The following is a 25,465-nucleotide window of genomic DNA, read 5'->3' on the forward strand; positions in this document are numbered from 1 at the left end:
TCCGCCGCCATTATGATTCGACTTCAGAACCTGACTTTACAGCGTGGTCCGCAACGTCTGCTAGAAGACGCCGAGCTGACCCTGCACGCCGGCCAGAAAGCCGGCCTGATCGGTGCCAACGGCGCCGGCAAATCCAGCCTGTTCGCCTTGCTGCGTGGCGAGTTGCACCCGGATTCGGGCGACTGCTTCCTGCCCGCCGACTGGCGCATCGCCCATATGCGCCAGGAGGTCGATACCCTCGAGCGCCTGGCGGTCGACTATGTGCTCGATGGCGACCTGCGTCTGCGCGAGGTCCAGCGTGAGCTGGCCGCCGCCGAGGCCGCCCATGACGGCGCGGCCCTGGCACGCCTGCATGCCGAGCTGGACAGCGCCGACGGTTATACCGCCGACGCCCGGGCGCGCAAATTGCTGGCCGGCCTGGGCTTCAGCAACGAGCAGATGGACCGTCAGGTCGGCGATTTTTCCGGCGGCTGGCGGATGCGCCTGAACCTTGCGCAGGCGCTGATGTGCCCATCGGACCTGTTGTTGCTCGACGAACCGACCAACCACTTGGACCTCGATGCGATCCTCTGGCTGGAGGACTGGCTCAAGGGCTACCCCGGTACCTTGCTGCTGATTTCCCACGACCGCGATTTCCTCGACGCCGTGGTCGACCATGTGGCGCACGTCGACCAGCGCAAGATCACGCTCTATCGCGGTGGCTACAGCGCCTTCGAGCGGGCTCGTGCCGAACGCCTGGCGCAACAGCAGCAAGCCTACGAGAAGCAGCAGGCGCAACGCGCGCACATGGAAAAGTACATCGCGCGCTTCAAGGCCCAGGCCACCAAGGCCCGTCAGGCCCAGAGCCGGATCAAGGCCCTGGAGCGGATGGAAGAGCTGTCCGCCGCTCATGTCGACTCTCCGTTCGATTTCGTTTTCCGCGAGTCGCAAAAGATCTCCAGCCCGCTGCTCGACCTGTCCGATGCCCGCCTGGGTTACGGCGACAAGACCGTGCTGGAGAAGGTCAAGCTGCAACTGACTCCGGGTGCGCGCATCGGTCTGCTCGGCCCCAACGGTGCCGGTAAATCGACTCTGATCAAGAACCTTTCCGGCGAGCTGTCGCCGCTGGGCGGCCGCCTGACCCGTGGCGAGAACACCGTGGTCGGCTATTTCGCCCAGCACCAGCTGGACTCGCTCGATGCCAAGGCCAGCCCGTTGCTGCATTTGCAGCGCCTGGCGCCGACCGAGCGCGAGCAGACCCTGCGCGACTTCCTTGGTGGCTTCGACTTCCGTGGCGCGCGTATCGACGAGCCGGTGCTGAACTTCTCCGGCGGCGAAAAGGCGCGCCTGGCCCTGGCCCTGATCGCCTGGGATCGCCCGAACCTGCTGCTGCTCGACGAACCGACCAACCACCTGGACCTGGAAATGCGCCTGGCGCTGACCATGGCCCTGCAAGAGTTCACCGGCGCGGTCTTGGTGGTTTCCCACGACCGTCACCTGCTGAAAAGCACCACCGACAATTTCTACCTGGTAGCCGACGGCAAGGTCGAGGAGTTCGACGGCGACCTGGACGACTATGCGCGCTGGCTGGTGGATTACCGCCTGCGCAACGCGCCGGTCAGCAGCATCGCGGCCAACCCGGACAAAACCGACAAAAAGGCCCAGCGCCAGGCCGCCGCGGCCCTGCGCCAGCAGTTGGCTCCGCACAAGCGTGAGGCCGACAAGCTGGAAACCGAGCTGGGCAAGGTCCACGAGCGGTTGGCAAAAATCGAAACCAGCCTCGGCGACAGTGGCCTCTATGAAGCCGCTCGCAAGGATGAATTGCGCGATCTGCTGGCTGAGCAGGCCAAGCTGAAAGTGCGCGAAGGCGAACTGGAAGAGGCCTGGATGGAAGCCCTGGAACTGTTGGAAAGCATGCAGGCGGAACTGGAAGCCTTGTCCTGATGGAAGCGTTCAAGCTGCCTTTGCCGGCCATGTGGATCGAGCCGTTGTGGGTCACCGTGCAGATCTTGCTGATCCTGCTGGCCGGTTACATTGCCCAGCGTTTCGTCGCACGCTGCCTGACCCGCCTGGGTGAGCGCTATCCCTTCCCGCCGCAGCTGCTGATGCCGCTGCGTGGCGGCTTGCGCTGGCTGATCATGGGCAGCGCGCTGATCTTCGTCCTGGGGCGGCTCGGGGTTTCGGCGACGGTACTCTGGACGGCCCTGTCCGGTTTTGTCGCCGTTGCGGCGGTGGCCTTCTTCGCCATGTGGAGCGTGCTGTCCAACCTGCTCTGCGCGATCCTGATCTTTACCGTGGGCCCGTTCCGCATCGGCGATGTGGTCGAGCTGGTGGACACCCTCGACAAGCCGGGCATCAAAGGCCGCGTCGTGGCAATCAACCTGCTGTACACCTCGCTGATCGAGGCCGAGGAAGCCGGCACCGGCGGCGTCATGGTGCAAGTGCCCAACAGCCTGTTCTTCCAGCGCTCGGTACGTCGCTGGCGCGGCAGCGATGCGCTGTCGATAGGCTCCGGCGAGAAATAGTCTCCCTGCGCCGTCTCTGTAGCCGCTGCCGAGCATCGCGAGGCTGCGATCGGCTGCGAAGCAGACGTGCTCTTGAGATCGCAGGAAGCTCCTGCGGACCTGAGCGCAGCCTTCGGCGGCGGCTACAGTCGGTCGGCGATATCTGTCCGACAAAAATCTATGGTCATCCGCCCGCCAGCGCATTAGCTTAAGCGTCCACGACGAATTCGAGCCGAGGTGTGCGATGGTTCTTGAGACATGGCTGGCGTTTTTGGCCGCCTGCTGGGTGATCAGCCTTTCCCCGGGGGCCGGCGCGATTGCGTCGATGTCCTGCGGCCTGCAATACGGTTTCTGGCGCGGTTACTGGAACGCCCTGGGCCTGCAACTGGGCCTGGCCATGCAGATTGCGATTGTCGCGGCCGGCGTGGGGGCGATTCTTGCGGCATCCGCGACCGCCTTCTACGCGATCAAATGGTTCGGCGTGGCCTACCTGGTCTACCTCGCGGTCAAGCAGTGGCGCGCGCTGCCCAGCGATCTGAGCGACGACGCCGCGATCCGTCCGATCGGCAAACCCCTGGCGCTGGTGTTCCGCGGTTTCCTGGTCAACATCAGCAACCCCAAGGCGTTGGTGTTCATGCTCGCGGTCCTGCCGCAGTTCATCGATCCCCACGCGCCGCTGGTGAAGCAATACCTGATCCTTGGCGCCACCATGATTTTCGTCGACCTGATTGTCATGGCCGGCTACACCGGCCTGGCCTCCAGGGTCTTGCGCCTGCTGCGTACGCCTACCCAGCAACGGCGTATGAACCGCACCTTCGCCGGTCTGTTCCTCGGTGCCGCGGGGTTGCTGGCGACCCTTCGCAAAGCGCCGGCCTAAGAGACTGGCCATATAAAAAAAGCGCCCTTGCGGGCGCTTTTTTTGTGCGTGCGTCTCAGCCGGGCAAACCCATGAATCGCTCCTCGGCGGCACCAGGATTTATTTCATGTTCGTTCAGGAAGCCCCGGACCCCAGGTGATTCAAGGCTTTGGCCCAGCATCAAGCGCCGCTGAGCCTGGGCGGCGGCATGACAGCGCTTGAGTGAAACTCATTGGAAGTGAACAATGTGTTACTTCGTATTTCCATTTGAGATTCGTTCATGACTGCCCCCTCCCGTTTTCTGGCGTGGCTCGTGCTGCCAGTATTGGCCCTGTGCAGCTCCAACCTGCTGGCGGACACCGTAGAAGGCGCGCCCAAGGCGCTGCATCTGCTCGACTACATTGGCGCGGACTATCCACCGACGGTCGAGGCGGGCAAGGTCATCGACGACTCCGAGTACCGTGAACAGGTCGAGTTTCTCGGCGTGTTGCAGGGGCTGGTCGCCGATTTGCCGGCCAAGCCGGAAAAAGCCGAGCTGGAGCAGGGCGTCGCCGGCCTCAACGACGCGGTCAAGGCCAAGGCGGACGGCGCTCTCGTCGCCCGTCAGGCGCGGCAGCTGGGCGCCAGGCTGGCGGTGGCCTACGAGGTCAGCCAGGCCCCGATCATCACTCCGGACCCGAGCCGTGGCGCGCCGTTGTATGCCCAGCATTGCTCGGTGTGCCATGGCGACACCGGTGCCGGCGACGGCCCGGCGGGTGTTGGCCTGACCCCGCCACCGGCCAACCTGCGGGATGCGGCGCGCACGGATCACCTGAGCCTCTACGCGATCTACAACACTCTCGGCCTGGGCGTCGAAGGCACCGACATGCCGTCGTTCGCCGATCAGCTGGACGACCGCCAGCGCTGGGACTTGGCGACCTATATCGCCGGTTTCACCGCCGACCCGGCCGCGGCGAAGGGCGACAAGAGCTACAACCTCGCCGACCTGGCCCGTCAGACCCCAAGCGAAGTAGAGGCCGCCGAAGGCCCGCAGGCCGCAGCCACCTTCCGTGCCCAGCGGGCCCAGCCGCCACAGGTCAAGCGTGGCCCGGCGCAGTTGCTCGATTACACCGCCTCGACCCTGGACAAGAGCATGGCCGCCTACCGCACCGGTGACCGCGAACAGGCCTACGACCTGTCGGTGGCGGCGTACCTGGAAGGCTTCGAGCTGGTGGAAAGCTCCCTCGACAACGTCGACGCCACTGTGCGCAAGGACACCGAGAAAGCCCTGATGGCCTACCGCCAGGCGTTGCAGGACGGCTTGCCGGTGGAGCAGGCCGAGCAGCGCCTGGATGCCGCCAAGGCCAAGCTGACAGAGTCGGCGGGCCTGTTGGGCAGTGACGGCTTGAGTTGGTCGCTGAGCTATATTTCCGGCCTGCTGATTCTGCTGCGCGAAGGCCTGGAAGCGATCCTGGTGCTGGCGGCGATCCTGGCCTTCCTGCGCAATACCGGCCAGCAGTCGGCGGTGCGCAGCGTCAACATCGGCTGGGCCCTGGCCTTGCTGGCCGGCCTGGCGACCTGGGCGCTGGCGGCGTATGTGATCGACGTCAGCGGCTCCCAGCGCGAGTTGCTGGAAGGCGCCACGGCCTTGTTCGCCAGTGTCATGGTGCTGTGGCTCGGCGTGTGGATGCATGACCGCCGGCACGCGGCGGCCTGGCAGGACTACATCAAGAGCAGCCTGGTGGGTGGCGGCGGACGTTTCGGCTTTGCGGTGCTGGCGTTTTTCTCGGTCTATCGCGAACTGTTCGAAGTGATCCTGTTTTACGAAACCTTGTGGCTGCAGGCGGGCCCGGCGGGTCATAACGCGGTGCTGGCCGGCGGCGCCACGGCGCTGGTGCTGCTGTTCGGCCTGGCCTGGGTGATCCTGCGCGGCTCGGCCAAGCTGCCGCTGGCCCTGTTCTTCGGCATCAACGCAGCGTTGCTGTGCGCCTTGTCGGTGGTGTTTGCCGGGCATGGCGTCAAGGCGCTGCAGGAGGCCGGGGTCTTCGGCACGCGGCCGGTGGCATTCTTCGACTTCGATTGGCTGGGGATCCACGCCGATGCCTACTCGCTGGCGGCACAGGCGGTGGCGATCGTGGCGATCATCGTGCTTTACAGTCGCAGCCGCATCGCCGAAAAACGCCGGGCTCAGGTTTCCTGACGTACTCGCTTCGCGCATGATCGCGGGCAAGCCGTGCTTCTACAGGTCATCGAGATCTGTAGGAGCGCGGCTTGCCCGCGATGCTTTCAGAGGAATAACGCAATGCGTGTGTGGATCGATGCCGACGCCTGCCCCAAGGCGGCGAAGGATCAGGTAGTCAGGTTTGTCCTCAAGCGCCAGTTCGAGCTGGTGCTGGTGGCGGGGCAGCCGCAGATCAAGCCGGCCTTTGCCTGCGTCAAGCTGATCGTGGTGCCTAGCGGCCCGGATGCGGCCGACGATTATCTGGTGGAGCACGCCCTGCCGGGCGAACTGGTGATCTGCAGCGACGTGCCCCTGGCCGACCGGTTGGTGAAGAAGGGTGTCGCGGCCCTCGACCCGCGGGGCAAGGAGTTCGATGCGCAGAACATGGGCGAGCGGTTGGCGGTGCGTAATCTGTTTACCGATCTGCGCGAGCAGGGGCAGGTCGGGGGTGGGCAAGGCCCTTATGGGGACCGGGAGAAGCAGGCTTTCGCCAATGCCCTGGACCGGATCCTGACGCGGCTGGCGCGTCAGGCCTGACGATTGTGCGAGGCGAGGGCGCTTGCCTGCTCGCCACGCTTGCCGGGTTATTCGTCGTTTTCGTGGGTCAGTTCCAGCACTCGATCCACCAGCTTATTGATGCCGGCCGCGGCTTCGCTGATGGATTGCGCGAGCATGTAGGCCGGGGTGCTGACCAGCTTGCGCGCCTTGTCCTCGATGATGTCGCTGACGGCGCATTCTGCGTGGGTCGCGCCCATCTTGCCCACGGCGGCAGCGGTATCGGCGTCGTTGCCGATGGTGCAGGTAACGCCCGGGCCGTAGATTTTCGCCGCCAGTGCCGGCGAAATGCAGATCAGGCCCACCGGCTTGCCGGCTTCGGCGAAGGCCTCGGCCAACGCCAGGACATCCGGCTGGACCGTGCAGCCAGGTCCTTCCACGGCGAAATTGGACAGGTTCTTGGCCGCGCCAAAGCCGCCCGGCACAATCAGCGCGTCGAAGTCTTCGGCATTGGCGTCGCGGATGTCTTTGACCTGGCCGCGGGCGATGCGCGCCGACTCCACCAGGACGTTGCGCGACTCGGGCATCTCTTCGCCGGTCAGGTGGTTGATCACATGCAGCTGGGCGATGTTCGGGGCGAAGCACTGCACCTGCGCGCCGCGCTGATCCAGGCGCAGCAGGGTGATGACGCTTTCATGGATCTCGGCACCGTCATAGACGCCACAGCCGGAAAGGATCACTGCAACTTTTTTGCTCATGGTTTTTTCTCCAGATTCATGGCGTTAAATGTCCACTAATTTGCCGCCCGTGGCCATAGGGCTATCTCGCCGCCCGACCTAATCTTCGACCAGCATTGCGCCCAGGCGTGTCATGAATTTCAATCTTTATGCGGTGCCGTTTTCTGGGTCTCGATGGCGCAAGCCTGAGCTGGGCCGGTTCCGCAAGTTCGGGTGGAGCGGTGCTGGAGAGTCGCCCGGGGGCACTGAAGAGAGGGAGCTGCTGCGGCTGGCGTCGGTGAGGCTATGGCCGGCCGGCGCCTTGGGCGGGGTCGGCCTGGCCGGCTGCGGCCTGCTCGGCGGCATTGCGCTTTGCTGCTGGCTGAGCCGTCTTATTCGACGGGCGTCCTGGGCTTGCAGCTGTCGTTCTGTTCGTTCTGCTTGACCTGCTCGGCCTCGTAGATCGCCTTGGCCAGCCGCGCATTCTTGAAGCGGCGACGCAGCCACAGGGCAAAACCCAGCACCAGCAAGGCGCCGAGCACCCACAGTTCGTATTTCTTGATGCTGCCCAGCATGCCTTCGAGCACGGCGCCGAAGTGATAGGCCGCAGCGGCCAGGGCGGCGGCCCAGATCGCGGCGCCAATGCCGTTGAGCAACAGATAACGTCCCGGCGGATATCCCGACAATCCGATGGCCACCGGCATCACGGTACGCAGGCCGTAGACGAAGCGAAAGCTCAGCACCCAGATATCCGGATGCTTGCGGATATGCTCCAGCGCCCGATCGCCCATCAATTGCCAGCGCGGCTTGCGTGCCAGCAACTTGCGCCCGTGCTTGCGCCCCAGGAAGTACCACAGCTGGTCGCCGGCATAGCTGCCGAAGAACGCCACGACCACCACCAGGTTGATGTCCATGTATCCGCGAAACGCGAGGAAGCCGGCCAGGACCAGGATGGTCTCGCCTTCGAAGAATGTGCCGAGAAAGAGGGCGAAGTAGCCGAATTCCTGAAGAAATTGTTGGAGCATTGTCTGGATGCTGGCGAAATGAACGCGCAGCCTAACCCTTCAAGCCCATGGAGGAAAGTATCCAAATGTGTCTCGACGTGAACAAATGCCGGCCGGACAATAGCTGCGACTACCGATCACAGGGTTAAGCACAACTGTCATCCGTTCGTCATAATGGGCGCTTATAACTGTCACGCTCGCCCGCCTGTGCGGGCTCAGGAGTCTGTCGTGAGCTTTACCCCAGCCAATCGCTTGTTTCCTGCCACTCGCCTGCGCCGCAATCGTCGTGATGAATTTTCTCGTCGCCTGGTTCGGGAGAACGTCCTGACCACCAATGACCTGATCCTGCCGGTGTTCGTCCTCGACGGCGAGAATCGTCGGGAGGCGGTGGCCTCGATGCCGGGCGTCGAGCGCCTGACCATCGACTTGCTGCTCGAGGAAGCGGCGCAGTGGGTCGAGTTGGGGATTCCCGCGCTGGCGTTGTTCCCGGTGACCCCGGCGGCGCTCAAGTCGCTGGACGCCGCCGAAGCCTGGAACCCGGACGGCATTGCCCAGCGCGCCACCCGCGCATTGCGCGAGCGTTTCCCTGAGCTTGGGGTAATCACCGACGTGGCGCTCGACCCGTTCACCACCCACGGCCAGGACGGCATCCTCGACGAAGAAGGCTATGTGCAGAACGACATCACCGTCGATGCGCTGGTCAGGCAAGCCCTGTCCCATGCCGAAGCCGGTGCCCAGGTGGTGGCGCCCTCAGACATGATGGACGGTCGCATCCAGGCGATCCGCGAGGCCCTGGAGTTGGCCGGGCATGTCAACGTGCGGATCATGGCCTATTCGGCCAAGTACGCCAGCGCCTATTACGGGCCGTTCCGCGATGCGGTCGGCTCGGCGCTGAACCTGGGCAAGGCCAACAAGGCCTCCTACCAGATGGACCCGGCCAACAGCCACGAAGCCCTGCATGAAGTGGCCGCCGACCTCGCCGAAGGCGCGGACATGGTCATGGTCAAGCCGGGCATGCCGTACCTGGACATTCTTTTACGGGTCAAGGATGAATTCAAGGTGCCGACCTTTGTCTATCAGGTCAGCGGCGAATATGCCATGCACATGGCGGCGATCCAGAATGGCTGGTTGAGCGAAGGGGTTATTCTCGAATCCTTGACCGCCTTTAAACGCGCGGGTGCCGATGGCATCCTGACTTACTTTGCCGTTCGTGCTGCTCAATTGTTACGAGAGCAAAAATAGCCCTCCCAGGAACACGCGATGAATACCGAAGGACTCACTGAAATTGCCGTAAAAGAAGCTCAACCCGTGGTCGAGCAGGTTGTCGAAACGCCACCGGAGCAGGAAACCCCGCCGCCGGTGCAAGCGGACGCGCCGCATGTGGCGATGCCGACCCTGGTCATCCCGAGCCTGGATGACAGCAGCCTGTATATCCATCGCGAGCTGTCGCAACTGCAATTCAACATCCGCGTGCTGGAACAGGCGCTGGATGAGTCCTACCCGTTGCTGGAGCGCCTGAAGTTCCTGCTGATCTTCTCCAGCAACCTGGACGAGTTCTTCGAGATCCGCGTCGCCGGCCTGAAGAAGCAGATCACCTTCGCCCGCGAGCAGGCCGGTGCCGACGGCCTGCAGCCGCACCAGGCCCTGGCGCGCATCAGCGACCTGGTACACGGTCACGTCGATCGCCAGTACGCGATTCTCAACGACATCCTGTTGCCGGAACTGGAGAAACATCAGGTCCGCTTCATCCGTCGCCGGTACTGGACCACCAAGCTCAAGACCTGGGTCCGTCGTTACTTCCGTGACGAAATCGCGCCGATCATCACCCCGATCGGCCTCGACCCGACGCACCCGTTCCCGCTGCTGGTGAACAAGAGCCTGAACTTCATCGTCGAGCTCGAAGGGATCGACGCCTTCGGTCGCGATTCCGGCCTGGCGATCATCCCGGCGCCGCGCCTGTTGCCGCGGATCATCAAGGTGCCGGAAGAAGTCGGCGGCCCTGGCGACAACTATGTATTCCTCTCGTCGATGATCCACGCCCACGCCGATGACCTGTTCCAGGGCATGAAGGTCAAGGGTTGCTACCAGTTCCGCCTGACCCGCAACGCCGACCTGGCGGTGGACACCGAGGACGTCGAAGACCTGGCCCGCGCCCTGCGCGGCGAGCTGTTCTCCCGCCGTTATGGCGACGCGGTGCGCCTGGAAGTGGCCGACACCTGCCCGAAACACCTGTCGGACTATCTGCTCAAGCAGTTCAACCTGAGCGAGAGCGAGCTGTACCAGGTCAACGGCCCGGTGAACCTGACGCGCCTGTTCAGCATCACCGGCCTGGACAGCCATCCGGAGCTGCAATACACGCCGTTCACCCCGCAGATTCCCAAGCTGTTGCAGAACAGCGAGAACATCTTCAGCGTGGTCAGCAAGCAGGACATCCTCTTGCTGCACCCGTTCGAGTCCTTCACGCCTGTGGTCGACCTGCTGCGGCAGGCGGCCAAGGACCCGCATGTGCTGGCGGTGCGCCAAACCCTGTACCGCAGTGGCGCCAACTCGGAAATCGTCGATGCGCTGGTGGATGCCGCCCGTAACGGCAAGGAAGTCACCGCGGTGATCGAGCTGCGCGCACGCTTCGACGAAGAGTCCAACCTGCAACTGGCCAGCCGCCTGCAAGCGGCCGGCGCGGTGGTGATCTACGGTGTGGTCGGCTTCAAGACCCACGCCAAGATGATGCTGATCCTGCGTCGCGAAGCCGGCGAGATCGTGCGCTACGCCCACCTGGGCACCGGCAACTACCACGCCGGCAACGCTCGCCTGTATACCGACTACAGCCTGCTGACCTCCGACGATGCCTTGTGCGAAGACGTCGGCAAACTCTTCAGCCAGTTGATCGGCATGGGCAAGACCCTGCGCATGAAGAAACTGCTGCATGCGCCCTTCACCCTGAAGAAGGGCATGCTCGACATGATTGCCCGCGAAACCCAGTTCGCCCTGGACGGCAAGCCGGCGCACATCATCGCCAAGTTCAACTCGCTGACCGATCCGAAGATCATCCGCGCGCTGTACAAGGCCAGCCAGTCGGGCGTGCGCATCGACCTGGTGGTGCGTGGCATGTGCTGCCTGCGTCCGGGGATCGCCGGCGTGTCGCACAACATCCACGTGCGCTCGATCATCGGCCGCTTCCTGGAGCACACCCGGGTGTTCTACTTCCTCAATGGCGGTGAGGAGCAAATGTTCCTTTCCAGCGCCGACTGGATGGAGCGCAACCTCGACAAGCGCGTCGAGACTTGCTTCCCGGTCGAGGGCAAGAAGCTGATTCTGCGGGTCAAGAAAGAGCTGGAAAGTTATCTCACCGATAACACCCACAGCTGGAGCCTGCAGTCGGACGGTCGTTACATCCGCAACACCCCGACCGGCAACCAGAACCCGCGCAGCGCCCAGGCCACATTGCTGGAGCGCCTGAGCAACCCGGTGCTGGCGGTGCGCTAGCCCCGGGGCTTATTCAGCCCATGAAAAAGCCGGCTTGCCGGCGATGGTGCCCTTTGGAAGGAGCCCATCGCCGGCAAGCCGGCTTTTTTGCGCAAGGGTGTTTCAGTGCACGTTGAGGATGATGCCGACCCGAGTCAGCCACTCGGCTTCCAGGGCGAAGTCGGCCTGGGTCAGTTGGTTCTCGTCCAGCCAGTTGGCCGGGAACATCACATCCAGGCTGTCGCCGGCGGCGTGCAGCTTCACCTGGGGCATTTCCTGGGTGCCGCGGATGTGGTGGAACAAAATGGCAAAACGCAGCAGGACGCACAGGCGGATCAGCTTGCCGCCTTCTTCGCCGAATTCGGCGAACTTGTCCTTGGGAATGTTGCGGCGGTGGCCGCGTACCAGCAGCGCGAGCATTTGCTGGTCTTCGCGGGAGAAGCCGGCGAGGTCGGAGTGCTCGATCAGGTAGGCGCCGTGCTTGTGGTAGTGGTAGTGGGCGATATCCAGGCCCACTTCATGCACCTTGGCGGCCCAGCCCAGCAGCTCGCGCCAGACGCCATCCTCCAGGTCCCAGTCCTCGGCCACCTGGTCGAAGGCATGCAGCGCCTTGCGCTCGACCCGGGCGGCCTGTTCCAGGTCGACGTGATAACGCTCCATCAGCGAGCCGAGGGTGCGCTCGCGCACGTCTTCGTGGTGATGACGGCCCAGCAGGTCGTAGAGCACGCCTTCGCGCAGGGCGCCTTCGCAATGGTCCATGCGTTGCAGTTCGAGGGCATCGAAGATGGCTTCGAGAATTGCCAGGCCGGCGGGGAAGATCGCCCGGCGGTCCGGCTTGATGCCTTCGAAGTCGATTTTCTCGGCATCGCCCAGTTTGAACAGCCGGCGCTTGAGCCAGGCCAGGCCTTCGGCGTTGACTTCGCCGCTGCCGTGGCCGCCGGCCTTGAGCGCCAGGCCGATGGCGCGGATGGTGCCCGAGGAGCCGATGGCTTCATCCCAGGTCAGGCGATGCAGGGCGTGCTCGATGCTCATGATTTCCAGGCGCGCCGCGGTGTAGGCCTGGGCGTAGCGCGCTGGGGTGATCTTGCCGTCGCGGAAATAGCGCTGGGTGAAGCTGACGCAGCCCATTTGCAGGCTCTCGCGCAGCAGCGGTTCGAAGCGCTGGCCGATGATGAATTCGGTACTGCCGCCGCCAATGTCGGCGACCAGGCGTTTGCCCGGGGTGTCGGCGAGGGTGTGGGATACGCCCAGATAGATGAGGCGGGCTTCTTCGCGACCGGAAATGACTTCTACGGGGTGGCCGAGGATTTCTTCGGCGCGGCGGATGAATTCGCCGCGGTTGCGCGCTTCGCGCAGGGCGTTGGTGCCGACAATACGCACCGCGCCCAGGGGCATGCCGTTGATCAGTTGGGCGAAGCGCTTCAGGCAGTCGAGCCCGCGCTGCATGGATTCTTCGTTGAGTTGGCGGTCTTCGTCGATCCCGGCGGCCAACTGCACCTTTTCACCGAGCCGCTCGAGAATGCGGATTTCATTATGGTGAGCCTTGGCCACGACCATGTGAAAGCTGTTGGAGCCCAGGTCGATGGCGGCGATCAGGGACAGATTCTTGGCTTGGGTTTGCGGCATGGTTTGGGGGTCTCGGTCGATAACCTTGCCATCCTGCCACGATCAATCGCTCGCGCCAACGCGCAGCGTCCAATGCGTTGATTCAACGCATAGGTTCGCGTGGCCCGGCCCCTTGCGGCCGATGCCACGGGCTGCGATCGACTGCGAAGCAGGCGCTGTTCTTGAGGGCCCAGGAAGGCCCTGCGACCAGCGTGGCCCGGACCATCGCAGCCTGCGGCAGCGGCTACAGGCAGCATCAAGCGCTTTCATTGGTCCCGATGAAATTCGCCAGTTCCGGCGTCTGCGGGTTGGCGAACAGCACTTTCGGATCGCCGACTTCATGCACCTTGCCCTGGTGCATGAACACCAGCTTGTCGCCCACTTCCCGGGCGAAACGCATCTCGTGGGTCACCATGATCAGGGTCATGCCGTCCTTGGCCAGCTGGCGCACCACGCTGAGCACTTCGTTGACCAGCTCCGGGTCGAGGGCCGAGGTGATCTCGTCGCACAGCAGCACCTTGGGCGACATGGCCAGCGCCCGGGCAATCGCCACCCGCTGCTGCTGGCCGCCGGACAAACGGTCGGGGAAGGCGTCGAACTTCTCTTCCAGGCCGACCCGCTTGAGCATCTCCCGTGCCAGCTCGGCGGCCCTGGCCTTGGGCACCTTCTGCACCACTTGCGGGGCGAGCATGACGTTCTCGCCGACGGTCAGGTGCGGGAACAGGTTGAACTGCTGGAACACCATGCCGACCTTCTGCCGCAGGCTGCGCAGGTCGGCGCGGGCGGCGTCGAGGTATTCGCCGTCGACTTCGATGACCCCGTCGTTGATCGACTCCAGGCCGTTGAGGGTACGCAGCAAGGTGCTCTTGCCCGAGCCGCTGCGGCCGATGATCGCCACCACCTGGCCTTCCTCGATACTGAGGTCGATGCCCTTGAGCACATGATGGTCGCCGTAATATTTATGCAGGGCGGAAATTCTAAGCAGAGGCATGCAGTCTCCTTTCCAGGTAGCGCGCACTGAGGGACAGGGGGTAGCACAGCAGGAAGTAACCGAGCGCCACCAGGCCGTAGACCATGAAGGGCTCGAAGGTGGCATTGGCGAGCATGCCGCCGGTCTTGGTCAGCTCGGTAAAGCCGATGATCGAGGTCACCGCGGTGCCTTTGACCACCTGCACCGAGAAACCCACGGTAGGCGCCACGGCAATCCGCAGCGCTTGCGGCAGGATCACATGGCGCAGTTGTTCATAGGGGTTGAGCGCCAGGCTGGACGAGGCTTCCCATTGGCCATTGGGGATCGAGTCGACGCAGCCGCGCCAGATCTCCGCCAGGTAGGCGCTGGTAAACAGCGTCAGGGCGATGGCCGCCGCCAGCCAGGGCGAGATATCCACCCCCAGCAGGGCGATGCCGAAGAACACCAGGAACAGCTGCATCAACAGCGGCGTGCCCTGGAACAGCTCGATATACAGGCGGGCGAAATGGCTGGGGAAAGCCTTGCTGGAAATGCGCAGGGTCATGATCAGCAAGCCGATCAGCCCGCCGCCGACAAAGGCCACCAGTGACAGCAGCAGCGTCCATTGCAGGCCGGCCAGCAGGTTGCGCACGATGTCCCAGAAGCTGAAATCACTCATTGGCTGCTCCTCGCGATATAGCGGCGCCCGACCCAATTCAGCAACTGCCGGATCAGCAAGGCCATGCACAGGTAGATCAGGGTGGTCAGGGCGTAGGTTTCAAAGGCGCGGAAGTTGCGCGACTGAATGAAGTTGGCGGCGAAACTCAGCTCCTCGGTGGCGATCTGCGAACACACCGCCGAACCGAGCATGACGATGATGATCTGGCTGCTCAGGGCCGGCCACACCTTGCCCAGCGCCGGCAGCAATACCACGTGGCGAAAGGCTTCCAGGCGCGTCATCGCCAGCGCCGCCGCGGCTTCCAGCTGGCCGCGGGGGATGGCCTGGATGCCGGCGCGAATGATTTCCGTGGAATAGGCGCCCAGGTTGATCACCATCGCCAGCACCGCTGCCTGCCATTCGGAAATCTGCAGCCCCAGGGACGGCAGGCCGAAGAAGATAAAGAACAGTTGCACCAGGAACGGGGTGTTGCGGATCAGCTCGACGTAGACGCCGAAGAGGGCCGAGAAGGGCTGGATCTTCCAGGCCCGCACCACCGCGCCGACTATGCCCAGGCCGACCCCGAGCAACGCGCCGATGGCGGTCAGCTCAAGGGTGAACAGGGCGCCGTGCAACAACAGGCTGGTGTTTTCCAGCACCGGTAGAAAGTCGAACTGATAAGCCATGGATAACCTCCGCGACCGCGATCAGAGGCCAGCCGGCAACGGCTGCTTGAGCCACAGCTGGGCGTTCTTATCCAGGCTGCCGTCGGCCTTGGCGGTGGTGAGGATCTGGTTGACCTTGTCCAGCAGCTCCGGCTGGTTCTTGTTCACGCCGACATAGACCGGGGAGTCCTTGAGCTTGACCTTCATCGCCGGGATGCGCTTCGGGTTGCGCTCGCTGATGGCGACCATCACCACGTTGCCGCTGGCGATCAGGTCGACCTGGCCGGCCAGGTAGGCGGCGATGGTCGAGTTGTTGTCCTCGAAGCGCTTGATGGTCACGCCTTGCGGAGCGACGGCGGTCAGCTCGATGTCTTCGATGGCGCCGCGGGTAACGCTGACGGTCTTGCCCTTGAGGTCGTCGAGGCTGGCGACAGGCGCCTCGGGTGGGCCGAATACCGCCAGATAGAAGGGCGCGTAGGCCTGGGAGAAGTCGATGACCTTCTCGCGCTCCGGGTTCTTGCCGAGGCTGGAGATCACCAGGTCGACCTTGCCGGTGGTCAGGAACGGAATGCGGTTGGTGCTGTTGACCGGGGTCAGCTCCAGCTTGACCTTGAGCTGGTCGGCCAGCAGTTTCGCGGTGTCGATATCCAGGCCACGGGGTTTCATGTCCGGCCCGACCGAGCCGAACGGCGGGAAGTCCTGGGGCACGGCCACCTTGAGGGTGCCACGGGTGACGACATCGTCCAGGCCGCTGGCGTGGGCGGGCGTCTGGCTCAGCAGCAGACTGGCAAACAGGGCAGGGAGCAGGGCGCTGAAACGCTTGGTCATGGCAAATCTCCGGAGTCACGGGAAGTGATTTCTGCGCAGCGATACAGCACAGCCCGTGCCAAACGCCGGAAAAAGCCCTGGGATACTGGGTTTTGCTGGCCTCTTTCGGTCTTACTGGTCTGAACAGTCAAGGGCTTTTCTGCCCCCTTATCGAGCGTTCGGCAATGTGCCCGAACCCCCGTGGGGCACGACTTGCCGGGCTCGGCGAATAGCTTTACAACTAGCGCTTTCCTGGACTGGCCAGCCTGAATTCTATGAACTCGATCTCCCGCGCCGTACCCGAAGTGGCGCTGCAAGCCATTCGCCAATTGATCAGCGAACGCGGCTTCGGCCCGGGCGATGCGCTGCCCTCGCAACGCGACCTGGCCTTGCAGTTGGGGGTCAGCCGGGCTTCATTGCGCGAGGCGCTGTCGTCCTTGAGCGCCCTGGGCGTGATCAGCGTGCAGCCCGGCAAGGGCGTTTTCGTGCAGGCGGTGGAGTCGCCGATCAATGGCCTGGGGGTGAGCTGGCCATTCGCGGCCCAGGCGTCGCCCGCCGATATCTTCCAGTTGCGCTACGCCCTGGAAGGCTTCGCCGCGGGGCTGGCGGCGGTGACGCTGACCGCCGACGAGCTGGATGCGCTGCAGGATAATGTCGAGGCCATGCGCGGTGAGCTGCGGGCGGCGGATTTCGAGGCCGCGGCGCGGCTGGATTTCGAGTTTCACCAGAAGATCCTGCAGGCCAGCGGCAATCAGGCGATGGTAAGCATTCTCAGTACCAGCGCCGAGATCTTCCTGGAGAGCCAGAAGCTACCGTTCATCCGGCCCGAGCGGGCCATGGAAACCTGGCAGGAGCATCGCAAAATCCTCCGCGGACTAGCCCGGCATGCCTCGGGAGCGGCGCAGAAGGCCATGCAGGAACATGTACGCGGCGCCGCGCTGCGCACTGGAATCGCCTTCGTCACCCCCGCATAGTTTCCAGTTGAGCTATACCCAAACTCATCGGCCATCATAGCGAGAGTCAATTAACTCCGGCTTCCTGAACGCGGGAAGGGCGGCTATGATGGGCCACGTTTTTTTGCTTACAACTGGAGACTTCCATGAGCAGCGATCTTATCAAACACGTTAGCGACGCTAGCTTCGAGGCTGACGTACTCAAGGCCGAAGGCGCTGTACTGGTCGACTACTGGGCTGAGTGGTGCGGCCCATGCAAAATGATCGCTCCGGTCCTGGACGAAATCGCTGAAACCTACAAAGGCAAACTGACCGTTGCCAAGCTGAACATCGACGAAAACCAGGAAACCCCGGCCAAGCATGGCGTGCGTGGTATCCCGACGCTGATGCTGTTCAAGAACGGCAATGTCGAAGCCACCAAGGTCGGCGCACTGTCCAAGTCGCAACTGGCTGCTTTCCTCGACGCCAACATCTAAGCGTTGTTGTAAACAGCATCAAAAAAGCCCCGTAAATAGCGGGGCTTTTTCATTATTCAGGGCTAGACGCTCAGAAACTCAGGTGTTACATTCGGCCCCGCACTGGTTTCTCCTCTGCCCCCTGCAAGCCGTCGCCGACGCTCTCCTTTTCGAATAAGTACGCGATCTGTCGCCTTCTCCGCGGCGCGGCATCATTAAGCCAAAAGCTTAATTTCCCCCCTCCATAAATGATTACGTCATTCCTATATGAATCTGACTGAACTCAAGCAAAAGCCGATTACCGAACTGCTCGAATTGGCCGAACAGATGGGCATAGAAAATATGGCCCGTTCGCGCAAGCAGGACGTGATTTTCTCCCTGCTGAAAAAGCACGCTAAAAGCGGCGAGGAAATCTCCGGTGATGGCGTGCTGGAGATCCTCCAGGACGGCTTCGGCTTCCTTCGCTCCTCCGACGCCTCCTATCTGGCCGGCCCAGACGATATCTACGTCTCCCCGAGCCAGATCCGTCGTTTCAACTTGCGCACCGGTGACACCATCGTTGGCAAGATCCGCCCTCCCAAGGAAGGCGAGCGTTACTTCGCACTGCTGAAGGTCGACACGATCAACTACGATCGTCCCGAGAACGCGAAAAACAAGATTCTGTTCGAAAACCTGACGCCGCTGTTCCCGACCGTGCGCATGAAGATGGAAGCCGGCAACGGTTCCACCGAAGACCTGACGGGTCGTGTCATCGACCTGTGCGCCCCGATCGGTAAAGGCCAGCGCGGTCTGATCGTTGCTCCGCCGAAAGCGGGCAAGACCATCATGCTGCAGAACATCGCGTCGAACATCACCCGCAACAACCCTGAAGTTCATCTGATCGTGCTGCTGATCGACGAGCGTCCGGAAGAAGTGACCGAAATGCAGCGCACCGTGCGCGGCGAAGTGGTTGCCTCCACCTTCGACGAGCCGCCAACCCGCCACGTGCAGGTTGCCGAAATGGTGATCGAGAAGGCCAAGCGCCTGGTCGAGCACAAGAAGGACGTGGTGATCCTGCTCGACTCCATCACCCGTCTGGCCCGTGCCTACAACACCGTGATCCCGAGCTCCGGCAAGGTGCTGACCGGTGGTGTCGATGCCCACGCCCTGGAAAAACCGAAGCGTTTCTTCGGCGCCGCGCGGAACATCGAAGAAGGCGGCTCGCTGACCATCATCGCCACCGCGCTGGTCGAGACCGGCTCGAAGATGGACGAAGTGATCTACGAAGAGTTCAAGGGTACCGGCAACATGGAGCTGCCCCTGGACCGCAAGATCGCCGAGAAGCGTGTATTCCCGGCCATCAACATCAACCGTTCCGGCACCCGCCGCGAAGAGTTGCTGACTGCCGACGACGAGCTGCAGCGCATGTGGATCCTGCGCAAGCTGCTGCATCCAATGGATGAAGTCGCCGCCATCGAGTTCCTGGTCGACAAGCTGAAGCAGACCAAGACCAACGATGAGTTCTTCCTGTCGATGAAACGCAAGTAAGTCGAGCAGGGCCGCAAAAGCCGGGGAAACCCGGCTTTTTGCTATCTGATTATTGATGAACGGCCAGTTCAGTGTTCTGAACAGTCGGGTTCGGCGCTAAACTGCCAGCCCCGAACGCCACGGCCAAAACGAGGCTCACGCATGCAGTATCGCGACTTGCGCGACTTTATCAGCGGTCTGGAACAGCGCGGCGAACTCAAGCGCATCCAGGTTCCGGTGTCCCCAGTGCTGGAAATGACCGAGGTCTGCGACCGCACCTTGCGCGCCAAAGGTCCGGCCCTGCTGTTTGAAAACCCTACCGGCTATGACATTCCGGTGCTGGGCAACCTGTTCGGCACTCCGGAGCGCGTGGCGCTGGGCATGGGCGCCGAAGCAGTCAGCGAGCTGCGGGAAATCGGCAAGCTGCTGGCGTTCCTCAAGGAACCCGAGCCGCCCAAGGGGCTGAAGGACGCCTGGTCCAAGCTGCCGATCTTTCGCAAGATCATTTCCATGGCGCCCAAAGTCGTCAAGGACGCGGTCTGCCAGGAAGTAGTGATCGAAGGCGATGACGTCGACCTGGCGATGCTGCCGGTACAGACTTGCTGGCCGGGCGATGTCGGCCCGTTGATCACCTGGGGCCTGACCGTCACCAAGGGTCCGAACAAGGACCGGCAGAACCTCGGCATCTACCGCCAGCAGGTAATCGGCCGCAACAAGGTAATCATGCGCTGGTTGAGCCACCGTGGCGGCGCGCTGGATTACCGCGAGTGGTGCGAAAAGCACCCGGGCCAGCCGTTCCCTGTGTCCGTGGCCCTGGGGGCCGACCCGGCGACCATCCTCGGCGCGGTGACGCCGGTGCCGGACAGCCTCTCCGAATACGCCTTCGCCGGCCTGCTGCGGGGCAACCGTACCGAGCTGGTGAAATGTCGTGGCAACGACCTGCAAGTGCCGGCCACCGCGGAAATCATCCTGGAGGGGGTGATCCACCCAGGTGAGATGGCCGATGAAGGCCCGTACGGCGACCACACCGGTTACTACAACGAAGTCGACAGCTTCCCGGTGTTCACCGTCGAGCGCATTACCCACCGGACCAAGCCGATCTACCACAGCACCTATACCGGTCGTCCGCCGGATGAGCCGGCGATTCTCGGCGTGGCGCTGAACGAAGTATTCGTGCCTATCCTGCAAAAGCAGTTCCCGGAAATCACCGACTTCTACCTGCCGCCCGAAGGCTGCTCGTACCGCATGGCGGTGGTGACCATGAAGAAGCAGTACCCCGGCCATGCCAAGCGGGTAATGCTCGGTGTCTGGTCGTTTTTGCGACAGTTCATGTACACCAAGTTCGTTATCGTCACTGACGACGATATCAACGCGCGCGACTGGAACGACGTGATCTGGGCTATCACTACGCGCATGGACCCCAAGCGCGATACGGTGATGATCGATAACACGCCGATCGACTACCTCGACTTCGCCTCGCCGGTCTCCGGCCTGGGTTCGAAGATGGGGCTCGATGCCACGCATAAATGGCCCGGTGAAACCACCCGCGAGTGGGGCCGGGTGATCGTCAAGGATGAGGCGGTGACCCGCCGGATCGATGCCATCTGGAATCAGTTAGGAATAGATTGATGCGTGTAACCTTGCAGCCCTCCGGAGCGGTGCTTGAGACGCTGCCCGGCGAGCGGATTCTCGATGCGGCGCGGCGCCTGGGCTATGAATGCCCGCAAAGCTGCCGCAATGGCAACTGTCATGTGTGCTGCGCCCTGCTGGTGGAGGGCCGGGTCATGCAGGCCGGCGATGTGCGCGATCACGGCGAGTTCTACACCTGCATCGCAGAGCCGCTGGAAGACTGCATCGTGCTGTGGGATGGCGTCCTTGCGCTGGGAGAGCTGCCGGTGCGCAGTCTGTCGTGCCAGGTCACCGAGTGTCTGGAAGTCGGTGGCGACGTCTGGCGGGTCCGCCTGCGGGCACCGGCTGGCAAGCCTCCGCGTTACCACGCTGGGCAGTACTTGATGCTCGAACGGGAGAATGGCGAGAAGTCGGCGTTTTCCCTGGCCTCGGCGCCACATTGCGGGCGTGAGCTGGAGTTGCATGTGCTGGTGCGCGAAAGCAGTGCGCAAAGCCTGATCGAACAGTTGCAGCGCAATGGCAACGTGCGCGTCGAACTGCCGTTTGGCGATACCCACCTGGCCGAGCTGCCGGACGGGCCGCTGGTGCTGATCGCCGCCGGTACCGGCATGGCGCAGATGCACAGTCTGATCGAGCATTGCCGGGCCAAGGGCTTCAAATACCCGGTACACCTGTATTGGGGCGTGCGCCGGCCGGACGACTTCTACCAGATCGAGCATTGGGACGAATGGAAGAAGCTGCCCAACCTGTTCCTGCACAAGGTGGTCAGCGACCTCTGCGGCTGGGAAGGGCGCTGCGGCATGCTGCACGAGGCGGTGAGCGAAGACATCGCCGACCTGTCGGCGGTGCATGTCTACGCCAGCGGCTCGCCGGCGATGATCTACGCGACCCTGGACGCGCTGGTCGAAGCGGGCATGGATGCACACCAGATGCGTGCCGATGTATTTGCCTACGCCCCCCGCTCCTGAGTTCTCGGGACGCTTCTTCGTTATAACTTCCCATATAGCCCATCGGTATTTATTCAATTAGATAAATACCGGTAGGTTATATGTCGCGCATTATTGAAAGTTGAAACTCTTCGATGGCACTTAACTTGCCTTGAAACATGTGTGTCTTGCAGTTACAGCCGTGCGTTCTATTAAGTAATTCTTTATATGCGGGGAGCCGAACGCTATTCGCCATGACAGCCATTGAATCCAGTTTTTTGAATCTGGCTTACCCTCCGCGACTCGACCTGGGGCCGCAGCTCACCCACGAACAGCTCCTCAGCTCGATGCAGTCCACCATGGCGCGCCACAAGGGCGGGCCGGTCTGGTTGTTTGCCTACGGTTCGCTGATCTGGCGCCCTGAATGTTCGGCGGTCGAACGCGTGCGCGGGCGGGTACATGGCTACCATCGTGGCCTGTACCTGTGGTCCCACGAACACCGTGGCACGCCGGAAAAGCCGGGGCTGGTGTTTGGCCTCGATCGTGGCGGCTCCTGCAGCGGCTTTGCCTACCGCTTGCCGCAAGAGCAGCTGGAAACCTCGCTGTTTGCACTGTGGCAGCGCGAGATGCCATACCCGTCCTATCGCCCACACTGGCTCAACTGCCGTCTTGAAGACGGTAGCCGGGTTCAGGCCTTGGGGTTCGTTCTGGAGCGACACCTGCCCAGCTACGCCGGCAACCTGCCGGACCATGTGCTGAGCCAGGTGTTTGAAAGCGCCTGCGGGCGCTACGGCACCACTCGCGATTATGTCGAGCAGACCGTCAACGCCCTACGTAGCCACGCCATGCCAGACCGTAATCTGGAGGCGCGGCTCAAGCGCTGTAAGTCAGCGACCCACTAGGCAATGGCTTCGCGGCTCTGGCTGGCGATCTGCTTGTGCCACAGGGTCGGGGCCAGGAACGCCATCGACAGCAGGCAGGCGCCTACCAGCAGCACGAAACCGCCATCCCAGCCGAAATGGTCCACGGTGTAGCCCATCGCCGCGCTGGCCGCGACCGAACCACCCAGGTAACCGAACAGACCGGTAAAGCCCGCGGCGGTGCCGGCGGCTTTCTTCGGTGCCAGTTCCAGCGCCTGCAGGCCGATCAGCATCACCGGGCCGTAGATCAGGAAGCCGATGGAGAACAGCGCGATCATGTCGACGGTCGGGTTGCCGGCCGGGTTCAGCCAGTAAACCAGGGTTGCCACGGTCACCAGCGCCATGAACACCATGCCGGTCAGGCCACGGTTGCCGCGGAAGATCTTGTCCGACATCCAGCCGCACAGCAGCGTGCCCGGAATGCCCGCCCACTCGTAGAAGAAGTACGCCCACGAGGTTTTATCCACCGTGAAGCCCTTGGCTTCCTTGAGGTAGGTCGGCGCCCAGTCCAGTACGCCGTAGCGCAGCAGGTAGACGAAGACGTTGGCCATGGCGATGTACCAGAGCATTTTGTTGCGCAGCACGTATTTGACGAAGATTTCCTTGGCGCTGAATTCTTCTTCGTGGCTGGCGTCGTAGCCTTCCGGGTAGTCGTTCTTGTACTTCTCGATGGGCGGCAGGCCGACCGATTGCGGGGTGTCGCGCATGGTGACGAAGGCAAACAGCGCCACCATCAGCGCCACGGCGGCCGGTACGTAGAACGCCGCGTGCCAGTCGTTGAACCAGCCCATGCCGAGCAGGAACAGCGGGCCGATCAGGCCGCCGCCGACGTTGTGCGCAACGTTCCATACCGAAACCACGCCGCCGCGTTCCTTCTGCGACCACCAGTGCACCATGGTTCGCCCGCTAGGCGGCCAGCCCATGCCCTGGGCCCAGCCGTTGATGAATAGCAGGATGAACATCATGGTCACGCTGGACGTGGCCCAGGGTGCGAAACCGAAAATGAACATCACCCCGGCCGACACCAGCAGGCCGAAGGGCAGGAAGTAACGCGGGTTGGAGCGGTCGGACACCAGGCCCATGAGGAACTTGGACAAGCCGTAGGCGATGGCGATCGCCGACATGGCCAGGCCCAGCTGACCGCGGGTGTAACCCTCTTCGATCAGGTATGGCATGGCCAGGGAGAAGTTCTTGCGCAGCAGGTAGTAACCGGCGTAGCCGATGAAGATCCCGGCGAAGATCTGCCAGCGCAGGCGGCGGTAGGTACTGTCTATTTTTTCGTCAGGCAGGGGCGCCTGATGTGTGGCAGGTCGAAAGAAAGCAAACATTCAAGAGCTCCAAATTTCTTGTTTTGACTGCGGATGCGAATGTTACAGTTTCGTTACCGAAAATAGCACTGCATCTTGTCTGGGAGCACGCAACACAAGAGCATTTGCATGTTCTTTTACGAACATGTCGCTTGAAGATAAGCCAGGGGCGTACCTGATGTTTATGCAGGAACGAGCTTGCTGGCGATTAGCGGTGCGACAGTCGCTTCACTGCGCTGTTGGATCGCCATCGCGAGCAAGCCTGCTCCTAGGGGAGGGGGCGGTTCAGCGAACCTGGACCACGACCTTGCCCACCGCCTTGCGCTGGCCAAGGTCGTTGATGGCATTGGCGGCCTGCGCCAAGGGGTAGACCTGCGAGACCAGCGGCTTCAACTTGCCTTCGGCGAACCAGCCGAACAGCTGCTGGAAGTTCGCCGCATTGTCCTGGGGCTGGCGCTGGGCAAACGAACCCCAGAACACACCGATTACCGCGGCGCCCTTGAGCAGCGCCAGGTTGACCGGCAGCTCGGGAATGCGCCCGCTGGCAAAACCCACCACCAGCAGCCGGCCGTTCCAGGCGATGGCGCGGATGGCCTGGTCGAACAGATCGCCGCCGACCGGGTCGTAAATCACATCGGCGCCCTGGCCGTCGGTCAGGCGCTTGATCTCGTCCTTCAGGCTGGTTTCGCTGTAATTGATCAATTCGTCGGCGCCGGCGGCCTTGGCCACGGCGAGTTTCTCGGCGCTGCTGGCGGCGGCGATGACCCGGGCGCCCATGGCCTTGCCGATTTCCACCGCCGCCAGGCCGACGCCACCGGAAGCGCCGAGCACCAGCAGGGTTTCACCCGGTTGCAGGTTGCCGCGCTGCTTGAGGGCATGCATCGAGGTGCCGTAGGTCATGCTGAAGGCGGCAGCCGTCTTGAAGTCCATCGACGGCGGAATCGGCAGCACGTTATAGCCCGGCACCGCCACTTCCTCGGCAAAGCTGCCCCAGCCGGTCAGCGCCATCACCCGGTCGCCGACCTTGAGGTGGCTGACCTTCTCGCCGACCGCGCCCACCACTCCCGCGGCCTCGCCACCGGGCGAGAACGGAAAGGGCGGCTTGAACTGGTATTTGCCCTCGATGATCAGCGTGTCCGGGAAGTTCACCCCGGCCGCGTGTACCTGCAGCAGGATTTCGTTCTTCTTCGGTACAGGACTTGCGACGTCTTCCAGCACCAGCGTTTCGGCGGGCCCGAAGGCTTTGCACAGCACGGCTTTCATCAGGGCTATTCCTTTTGGAGTGATGGCCGATAAGTGTAGGTGGGTGAAGAACGCGGTCAACGAGCATGCCCCGGCCTGATAGCCAGCCATAAGCTTTGTGCTTGGGCACGGGCGCAGGGGCCTTTATGCTAGACCGCCTACCGGATAAGGAGCGAATTGTGAAAGCGTGGATCATGTTGATGCTGGCCCTGTCTCTGCCGATGGCAGCCATGGCCGAGGAAGCCAAAGAGGGCGAAGCACCGAAAGTCAGTTACATCAGCCTGAACCCGCCGTTCGTGGGCAACTACGGCCTGGATGGCGGCCCGAAACTCAAGGTGTACAAGGCTGACGTAGCCCTGCGAGTGACCGGCGATGCCGCCGCCCAGGCCGTGCGGGCCAACGAGCCGTTGATCCGCAACCAGCTGGTGGCGCTGTTCGCCCAGCAGACCACGGAAACCATGAACAACGTCGAAGCCAAGGAAAAGCTGCGCCAGGAAGCCCTCAAGCAGACCCAGCAAGTGATGAACGACGAGACCGGCAAGCCAGTGGTGGAAGACCTGCTGTTCAACAACCTGATCATCCAGTAATGCTGGATCCGTAGGAGCGAGGCTTGCCCGCGAAAGCGAT

The 25,465-nt window shown here is 62.8% G+C and carries 23 protein-coding genes; 14 read left to right on the forward strand and 9 right to left on the reverse strand.

The window, feature by feature from the left end; genetic code table 11:
- Positions 1-12: 12 nt before the first annotated feature.
- The 5 genes from BLV20_RS05475 (at position 13) to BLV20_RS05495 (ending at position 6,076) form a co-directional block, all read left to right on the forward strand.
- A complete protein-coding gene (locus BLV20_RS05475; RefSeq protein WP_092298036.1) occupies positions 13-1,923 on the forward strand; it encodes an ATP-binding cassette domain-containing protein in 1,911 nt (636 codons plus the stop codon).
- A complete protein-coding gene (locus tag BLV20_RS05480; protein ID WP_092298039.1) occupies positions 1,923-2,504 on the forward strand; it encodes a mechanosensitive ion channel family protein in 582 nt (193 codons plus the stop codon). The genes BLV20_RS05475 and BLV20_RS05480 overlap by 1 nt, the downstream gene beginning before the upstream one ends.
- A gap of 223 nt (positions 2,505-2,727) precedes the next feature.
- The gene (locus BLV20_RS05485) at positions 2,728-3,360 is read left to right on the forward strand and encodes a LysE family transporter (protein ID WP_092298042.1); all 633 of its coding nucleotides are present in this window, start codon (positions 2,728-2,730) and stop codon (positions 3,358-3,360) included.
- Positions 3,361-3,619: 259 nt separating this feature from the next.
- Positions 3,620-5,518, forward strand: coding sequence for an FTR1 family protein (locus BLV20_RS05490; RefSeq protein ID WP_092298045.1), 1,899 nt, complete (start codon positions 3,620-3,622; stop codon positions 5,516-5,518).
- A 102-nt stretch (positions 5,519-5,620) separates the two neighbouring features.
- Positions 5,621-6,076, forward strand: coding sequence for a YaiI/YqxD family protein (locus tag BLV20_RS05495; protein WP_092298048.1), 456 nt, complete (start codon positions 5,621-5,623; stop codon positions 6,074-6,076).
- A gap of 47 nt (positions 6,077-6,123) precedes the next feature.
- Here the strand turns inward: BLV20_RS05495 and elbB are convergent, their stop codons facing one another.
- Both elbB and BLV20_RS05505 read right to left on the reverse strand, forming a co-directional pair.
- Positions 6,124-6,792 (reverse strand): isoprenoid biosynthesis glyoxalase ElbB, encoded by a 669-nt coding sequence (gene elbB / locus BLV20_RS05500; RefSeq protein ID WP_092298051.1) that lies wholly within the window; start codon positions 6,790-6,792, stop codon positions 6,124-6,126.
- A 350-nt stretch (positions 6,793-7,142) separates the two neighbouring features.
- The gene (locus BLV20_RS05505) at positions 7,143-7,775 is read right to left on the reverse strand and encodes a DedA family protein (RefSeq protein WP_092298054.1); all 633 of its coding nucleotides are present in this window, start codon (positions 7,773-7,775) and stop codon (positions 7,143-7,145) included.
- Between the two features lie 207 nt (positions 7,776-7,982).
- On the opposite strand from BLV20_RS05505, the gene hemB reads away from it, so the two are divergent.
- Positions 7,983-8,996 carry a porphobilinogen synthase gene (gene hemB / locus BLV20_RS05510; RefSeq protein ID WP_092298057.1) on the forward strand — a complete coding sequence of 338 codons (1,014 nt, stop codon included), beginning with the start codon at positions 7,983-7,985 and terminating at the stop codon, positions 8,994-8,996.
- 18 nt (positions 8,997-9,014) lie between these two features.
- Entirely contained in the window at positions 9,015-11,237 is a 2,223-nt protein-coding gene (ppk1, locus tag BLV20_RS05515; protein WP_092298060.1) for a polyphosphate kinase 1, read from the forward strand.
- Between the two features lie 102 nt (positions 11,238-11,339).
- On the opposite strand, the gene ppx is transcribed toward ppk1, so the two are convergent.
- From ppx to BLV20_RS05540, 5 genes are all read right to left on the reverse strand, one after another.
- Positions 11,340-12,842, reverse strand: coding sequence for an exopolyphosphatase (gene ppx, locus BLV20_RS05520; protein ID WP_092298063.1), 1,503 nt, complete (start codon positions 12,840-12,842; stop codon positions 11,340-11,342).
- 235 nt (positions 12,843-13,077) lie between these two features.
- Complete coding sequence (locus tag BLV20_RS05525) at positions 13,078-13,812, reverse strand: amino acid ABC transporter ATP-binding protein (RefSeq protein WP_007926719.1); 735 nt, start codon at positions 13,810-13,812, stop codon at positions 13,078-13,080.
- Positions 13,799-14,449 carry an amino acid ABC transporter permease gene (locus BLV20_RS05530; RefSeq protein ID WP_092298066.1) on the reverse strand — a complete coding sequence of 217 codons (651 nt, stop codon included), beginning with the start codon at positions 14,447-14,449 and terminating at the stop codon, positions 13,799-13,801. Before BLV20_RS05530 ends, BLV20_RS05525 begins: the two co-directional genes overlap by 14 nt.
- Entirely contained in the window at positions 14,446-15,114 is a 669-nt protein-coding gene (locus BLV20_RS05535; RefSeq protein WP_092298069.1) for an amino acid ABC transporter permease, read from the reverse strand. Before BLV20_RS05535 ends, BLV20_RS05530 begins: the two co-directional genes overlap by 4 nt.
- A 21-nt stretch (positions 15,115-15,135) precedes the next feature.
- Positions 15,136-15,921 carry a transporter substrate-binding domain-containing protein gene (locus BLV20_RS05540; protein WP_092298072.1) on the reverse strand — a complete coding sequence of 262 codons (786 nt, stop codon included), beginning with the start codon at positions 15,919-15,921 and terminating at the stop codon, positions 15,136-15,138.
- 254 nt (positions 15,922-16,175) lie between these two features.
- Here BLV20_RS05540 and BLV20_RS05545 point away from each other — a divergent pair, with 254 nt between their 5' ends.
- The 6 genes from BLV20_RS05545 to BLV20_RS05570 all read left to right on the forward strand — a co-directional run bounded on the left by BLV20_RS05545 (position 16,176) and on the right by BLV20_RS05570 (position 22,271).
- Complete coding sequence (locus BLV20_RS05545) at positions 16,176-16,874, forward strand: FadR/GntR family transcriptional regulator (RefSeq protein ID WP_092298075.1); 699 nt, start codon at positions 16,176-16,178, stop codon at positions 16,872-16,874.
- Positions 16,875-16,999: 125 nt separating this feature from the next.
- Complete coding sequence (trxA, locus tag BLV20_RS05550) at positions 17,000-17,329, forward strand: thioredoxin TrxA (RefSeq protein WP_003206727.1); 330 nt, start codon at positions 17,000-17,002, stop codon at positions 17,327-17,329.
- Between the two features lie 246 nt (positions 17,330-17,575).
- The gene (rho, locus tag BLV20_RS05555; protein ID WP_007926725.1) at positions 17,576-18,835 is read left to right on the forward strand and encodes a transcription termination factor Rho; all 1,260 of its coding nucleotides are present in this window, start codon (positions 17,576-17,578) and stop codon (positions 18,833-18,835) included.
- A gap of 141 nt (positions 18,836-18,976) precedes the next feature.
- Positions 18,977-20,443: a 4-hydroxy-3-polyprenylbenzoate decarboxylase gene (ubiD, locus tag BLV20_RS05560; RefSeq protein WP_092298077.1), complete on the forward strand. Its 1,467-nt coding sequence runs from the start codon at positions 18,977-18,979 to the stop codon at positions 20,441-20,443.
- Complete coding sequence (locus BLV20_RS05565) at positions 20,443-21,411, forward strand: CDP-6-deoxy-delta-3,4-glucoseen reductase (RefSeq protein WP_092298079.1); 969 nt, start codon at positions 20,443-20,445, stop codon at positions 21,409-21,411. The genes ubiD and BLV20_RS05565 overlap by 1 nt, the downstream gene beginning before the upstream one ends.
- 212 nt (positions 21,412-21,623) lie before the next feature.
- Positions 21,624-22,271 (forward strand): gamma-glutamylcyclotransferase, encoded by a 648-nt coding sequence (locus tag BLV20_RS05570; RefSeq protein ID WP_092298082.1) that lies wholly within the window; start codon positions 21,624-21,626, stop codon positions 22,269-22,271.
- Here the strand turns inward: BLV20_RS05570 and glpT are convergent.
- Both glpT and BLV20_RS05580 read right to left on the reverse strand, forming a co-directional pair.
- On the reverse strand, positions 22,268-23,617 hold the full coding sequence (gene glpT, locus BLV20_RS05575) for a glycerol-3-phosphate transporter (RefSeq protein ID WP_092298085.1): 1,350 nt from the start codon (positions 23,615-23,617) through the stop codon (positions 22,268-22,270). The genes BLV20_RS05570 and glpT overlap by 4 nt on opposite strands.
- 264 nt (positions 23,618-23,881) lie before the next feature.
- Positions 23,882-24,859, reverse strand: a complete 978-nt coding sequence (locus tag BLV20_RS05580) for an NADPH:quinone oxidoreductase family protein (protein ID WP_092298088.1) — start codon at positions 24,857-24,859, stop codon at positions 23,882-23,884.
- A 158-nt stretch (positions 24,860-25,017) separates the two neighbouring features.
- On the opposite strand from BLV20_RS05580, the gene BLV20_RS05585 reads away from it, so the two are divergent.
- Entirely contained in the window at positions 25,018-25,425 is a 408-nt protein-coding gene (locus BLV20_RS05585; RefSeq protein ID WP_009051412.1) for a flagellar basal body-associated protein FliL, read from the forward strand.
- Positions 25,426-25,465 lie beyond the last annotated feature (40 nt).

Origin of the sequence: Pseudomonas sp. NFIX28 (assembly GCF_900107395.1) — a bacterium.
In the GTDB taxonomy this organism is placed as follows: domain Bacteria; phylum Pseudomonadota; class Gammaproteobacteria; order Pseudomonadales; family Pseudomonadaceae; genus Aquipseudomonas.

Excerpts from the sequence above, each read along its gene's own strand:
- BLV20_RS05475 (WP_092298036.1), top strand. The coding sequence starts at position 13 with ATGATTCGACTTCAGAACCTGACTTTACAGCGTGGTCCGCAACGTCTG.
- BLV20_RS05480 (WP_092298039.1), top strand. The coding sequence starts at position 1,923 with ATGGAAGCGTTCAAGCTGCCTTTGCCGGCCATGTGGATCGAGCCGTTG.
- BLV20_RS05485 (WP_092298042.1), top strand. The coding sequence starts at position 2,728 with ATGGTTCTTGAGACATGGCTGGCGTTTTTGGCCGCCTGCTGGGTGATC.
- BLV20_RS05490 (WP_092298045.1), top strand. The coding sequence starts at position 3,620 with ATGACTGCCCCCTCCCGTTTTCTGGCGTGGCTCGTGCTGCCAGTATTG.
- BLV20_RS05495 (WP_092298048.1), top strand. The coding sequence starts at position 5,621 with ATGCGTGTGTGGATCGATGCCGACGCCTGCCCCAAGGCGGCGAAGGAT.
- elbB (WP_092298051.1), bottom strand. The coding sequence starts at position 6,792 with ATGAGCAAAAAAGTTGCAGTGATCCTTTCCGGCTGTGGCGTCTATGAC.
- BLV20_RS05505 (WP_092298054.1), bottom strand. The coding sequence starts at position 7,775 with ATGCTCCAACAATTTCTTCAGGAATTCGGCTACTTCGCCCTCTTTCTC.
- ppk1 (WP_092298060.1), top strand. The coding sequence starts at position 9,015 with ATGAATACCGAAGGACTCACTGAAATTGCCGTAAAAGAAGCTCAACCC.
- ppx (WP_092298063.1), bottom strand. The coding sequence starts at position 12,842 with ATGCCGCAAACCCAAGCCAAGAATCTGTCCCTGATCGCCGCCATCGAC.
- BLV20_RS05525 (WP_007926719.1), bottom strand. The coding sequence starts at position 13,812 with ATGCCTCTGCTTAGAATTTCCGCCCTGCATAAATATTACGGCGACCAT.
- BLV20_RS05530 (WP_092298066.1), bottom strand. The coding sequence starts at position 14,449 with ATGAGTGATTTCAGCTTCTGGGACATCGTGCGCAACCTGCTGGCCGGC.
- BLV20_RS05535 (WP_092298069.1), bottom strand. The coding sequence starts at position 15,114 with ATGGCTTATCAGTTCGACTTTCTACCGGTGCTGGAAAACACCAGCCTG.
- BLV20_RS05540 (WP_092298072.1), bottom strand. The coding sequence starts at position 15,921 with ATGACCAAGCGTTTCAGCGCCCTGCTCCCTGCCCTGTTTGCCAGTCTG.
- BLV20_RS05545 (WP_092298075.1), top strand. The coding sequence starts at position 16,176 with ATGAACTCGATCTCCCGCGCCGTACCCGAAGTGGCGCTGCAAGCCATT.
- trxA (WP_003206727.1), top strand. The coding sequence starts at position 17,000 with ATGAGCAGCGATCTTATCAAACACGTTAGCGACGCTAGCTTCGAGGCT.
- rho (WP_007926725.1), top strand. The coding sequence starts at position 17,576 with ATGAATCTGACTGAACTCAAGCAAAAGCCGATTACCGAACTGCTCGAA.
- ubiD (WP_092298077.1), top strand. The coding sequence starts at position 18,977 with ATGCAGTATCGCGACTTGCGCGACTTTATCAGCGGTCTGGAACAGCGC.
- BLV20_RS05565 (WP_092298079.1), top strand. The coding sequence starts at position 20,443 with ATGCGTGTAACCTTGCAGCCCTCCGGAGCGGTGCTTGAGACGCTGCCC.
- BLV20_RS05570 (WP_092298082.1), top strand. The coding sequence starts at position 21,624 with ATGACAGCCATTGAATCCAGTTTTTTGAATCTGGCTTACCCTCCGCGA.
- glpT (WP_092298085.1), bottom strand. The coding sequence starts at position 23,617 with ATGTTTGCTTTCTTTCGACCTGCCACACATCAGGCGCCCCTGCCTGAC.
- BLV20_RS05580 (WP_092298088.1), bottom strand. The coding sequence starts at position 24,859 with ATGAAAGCCGTGCTGTGCAAAGCCTTCGGGCCCGCCGAAACGCTGGTG.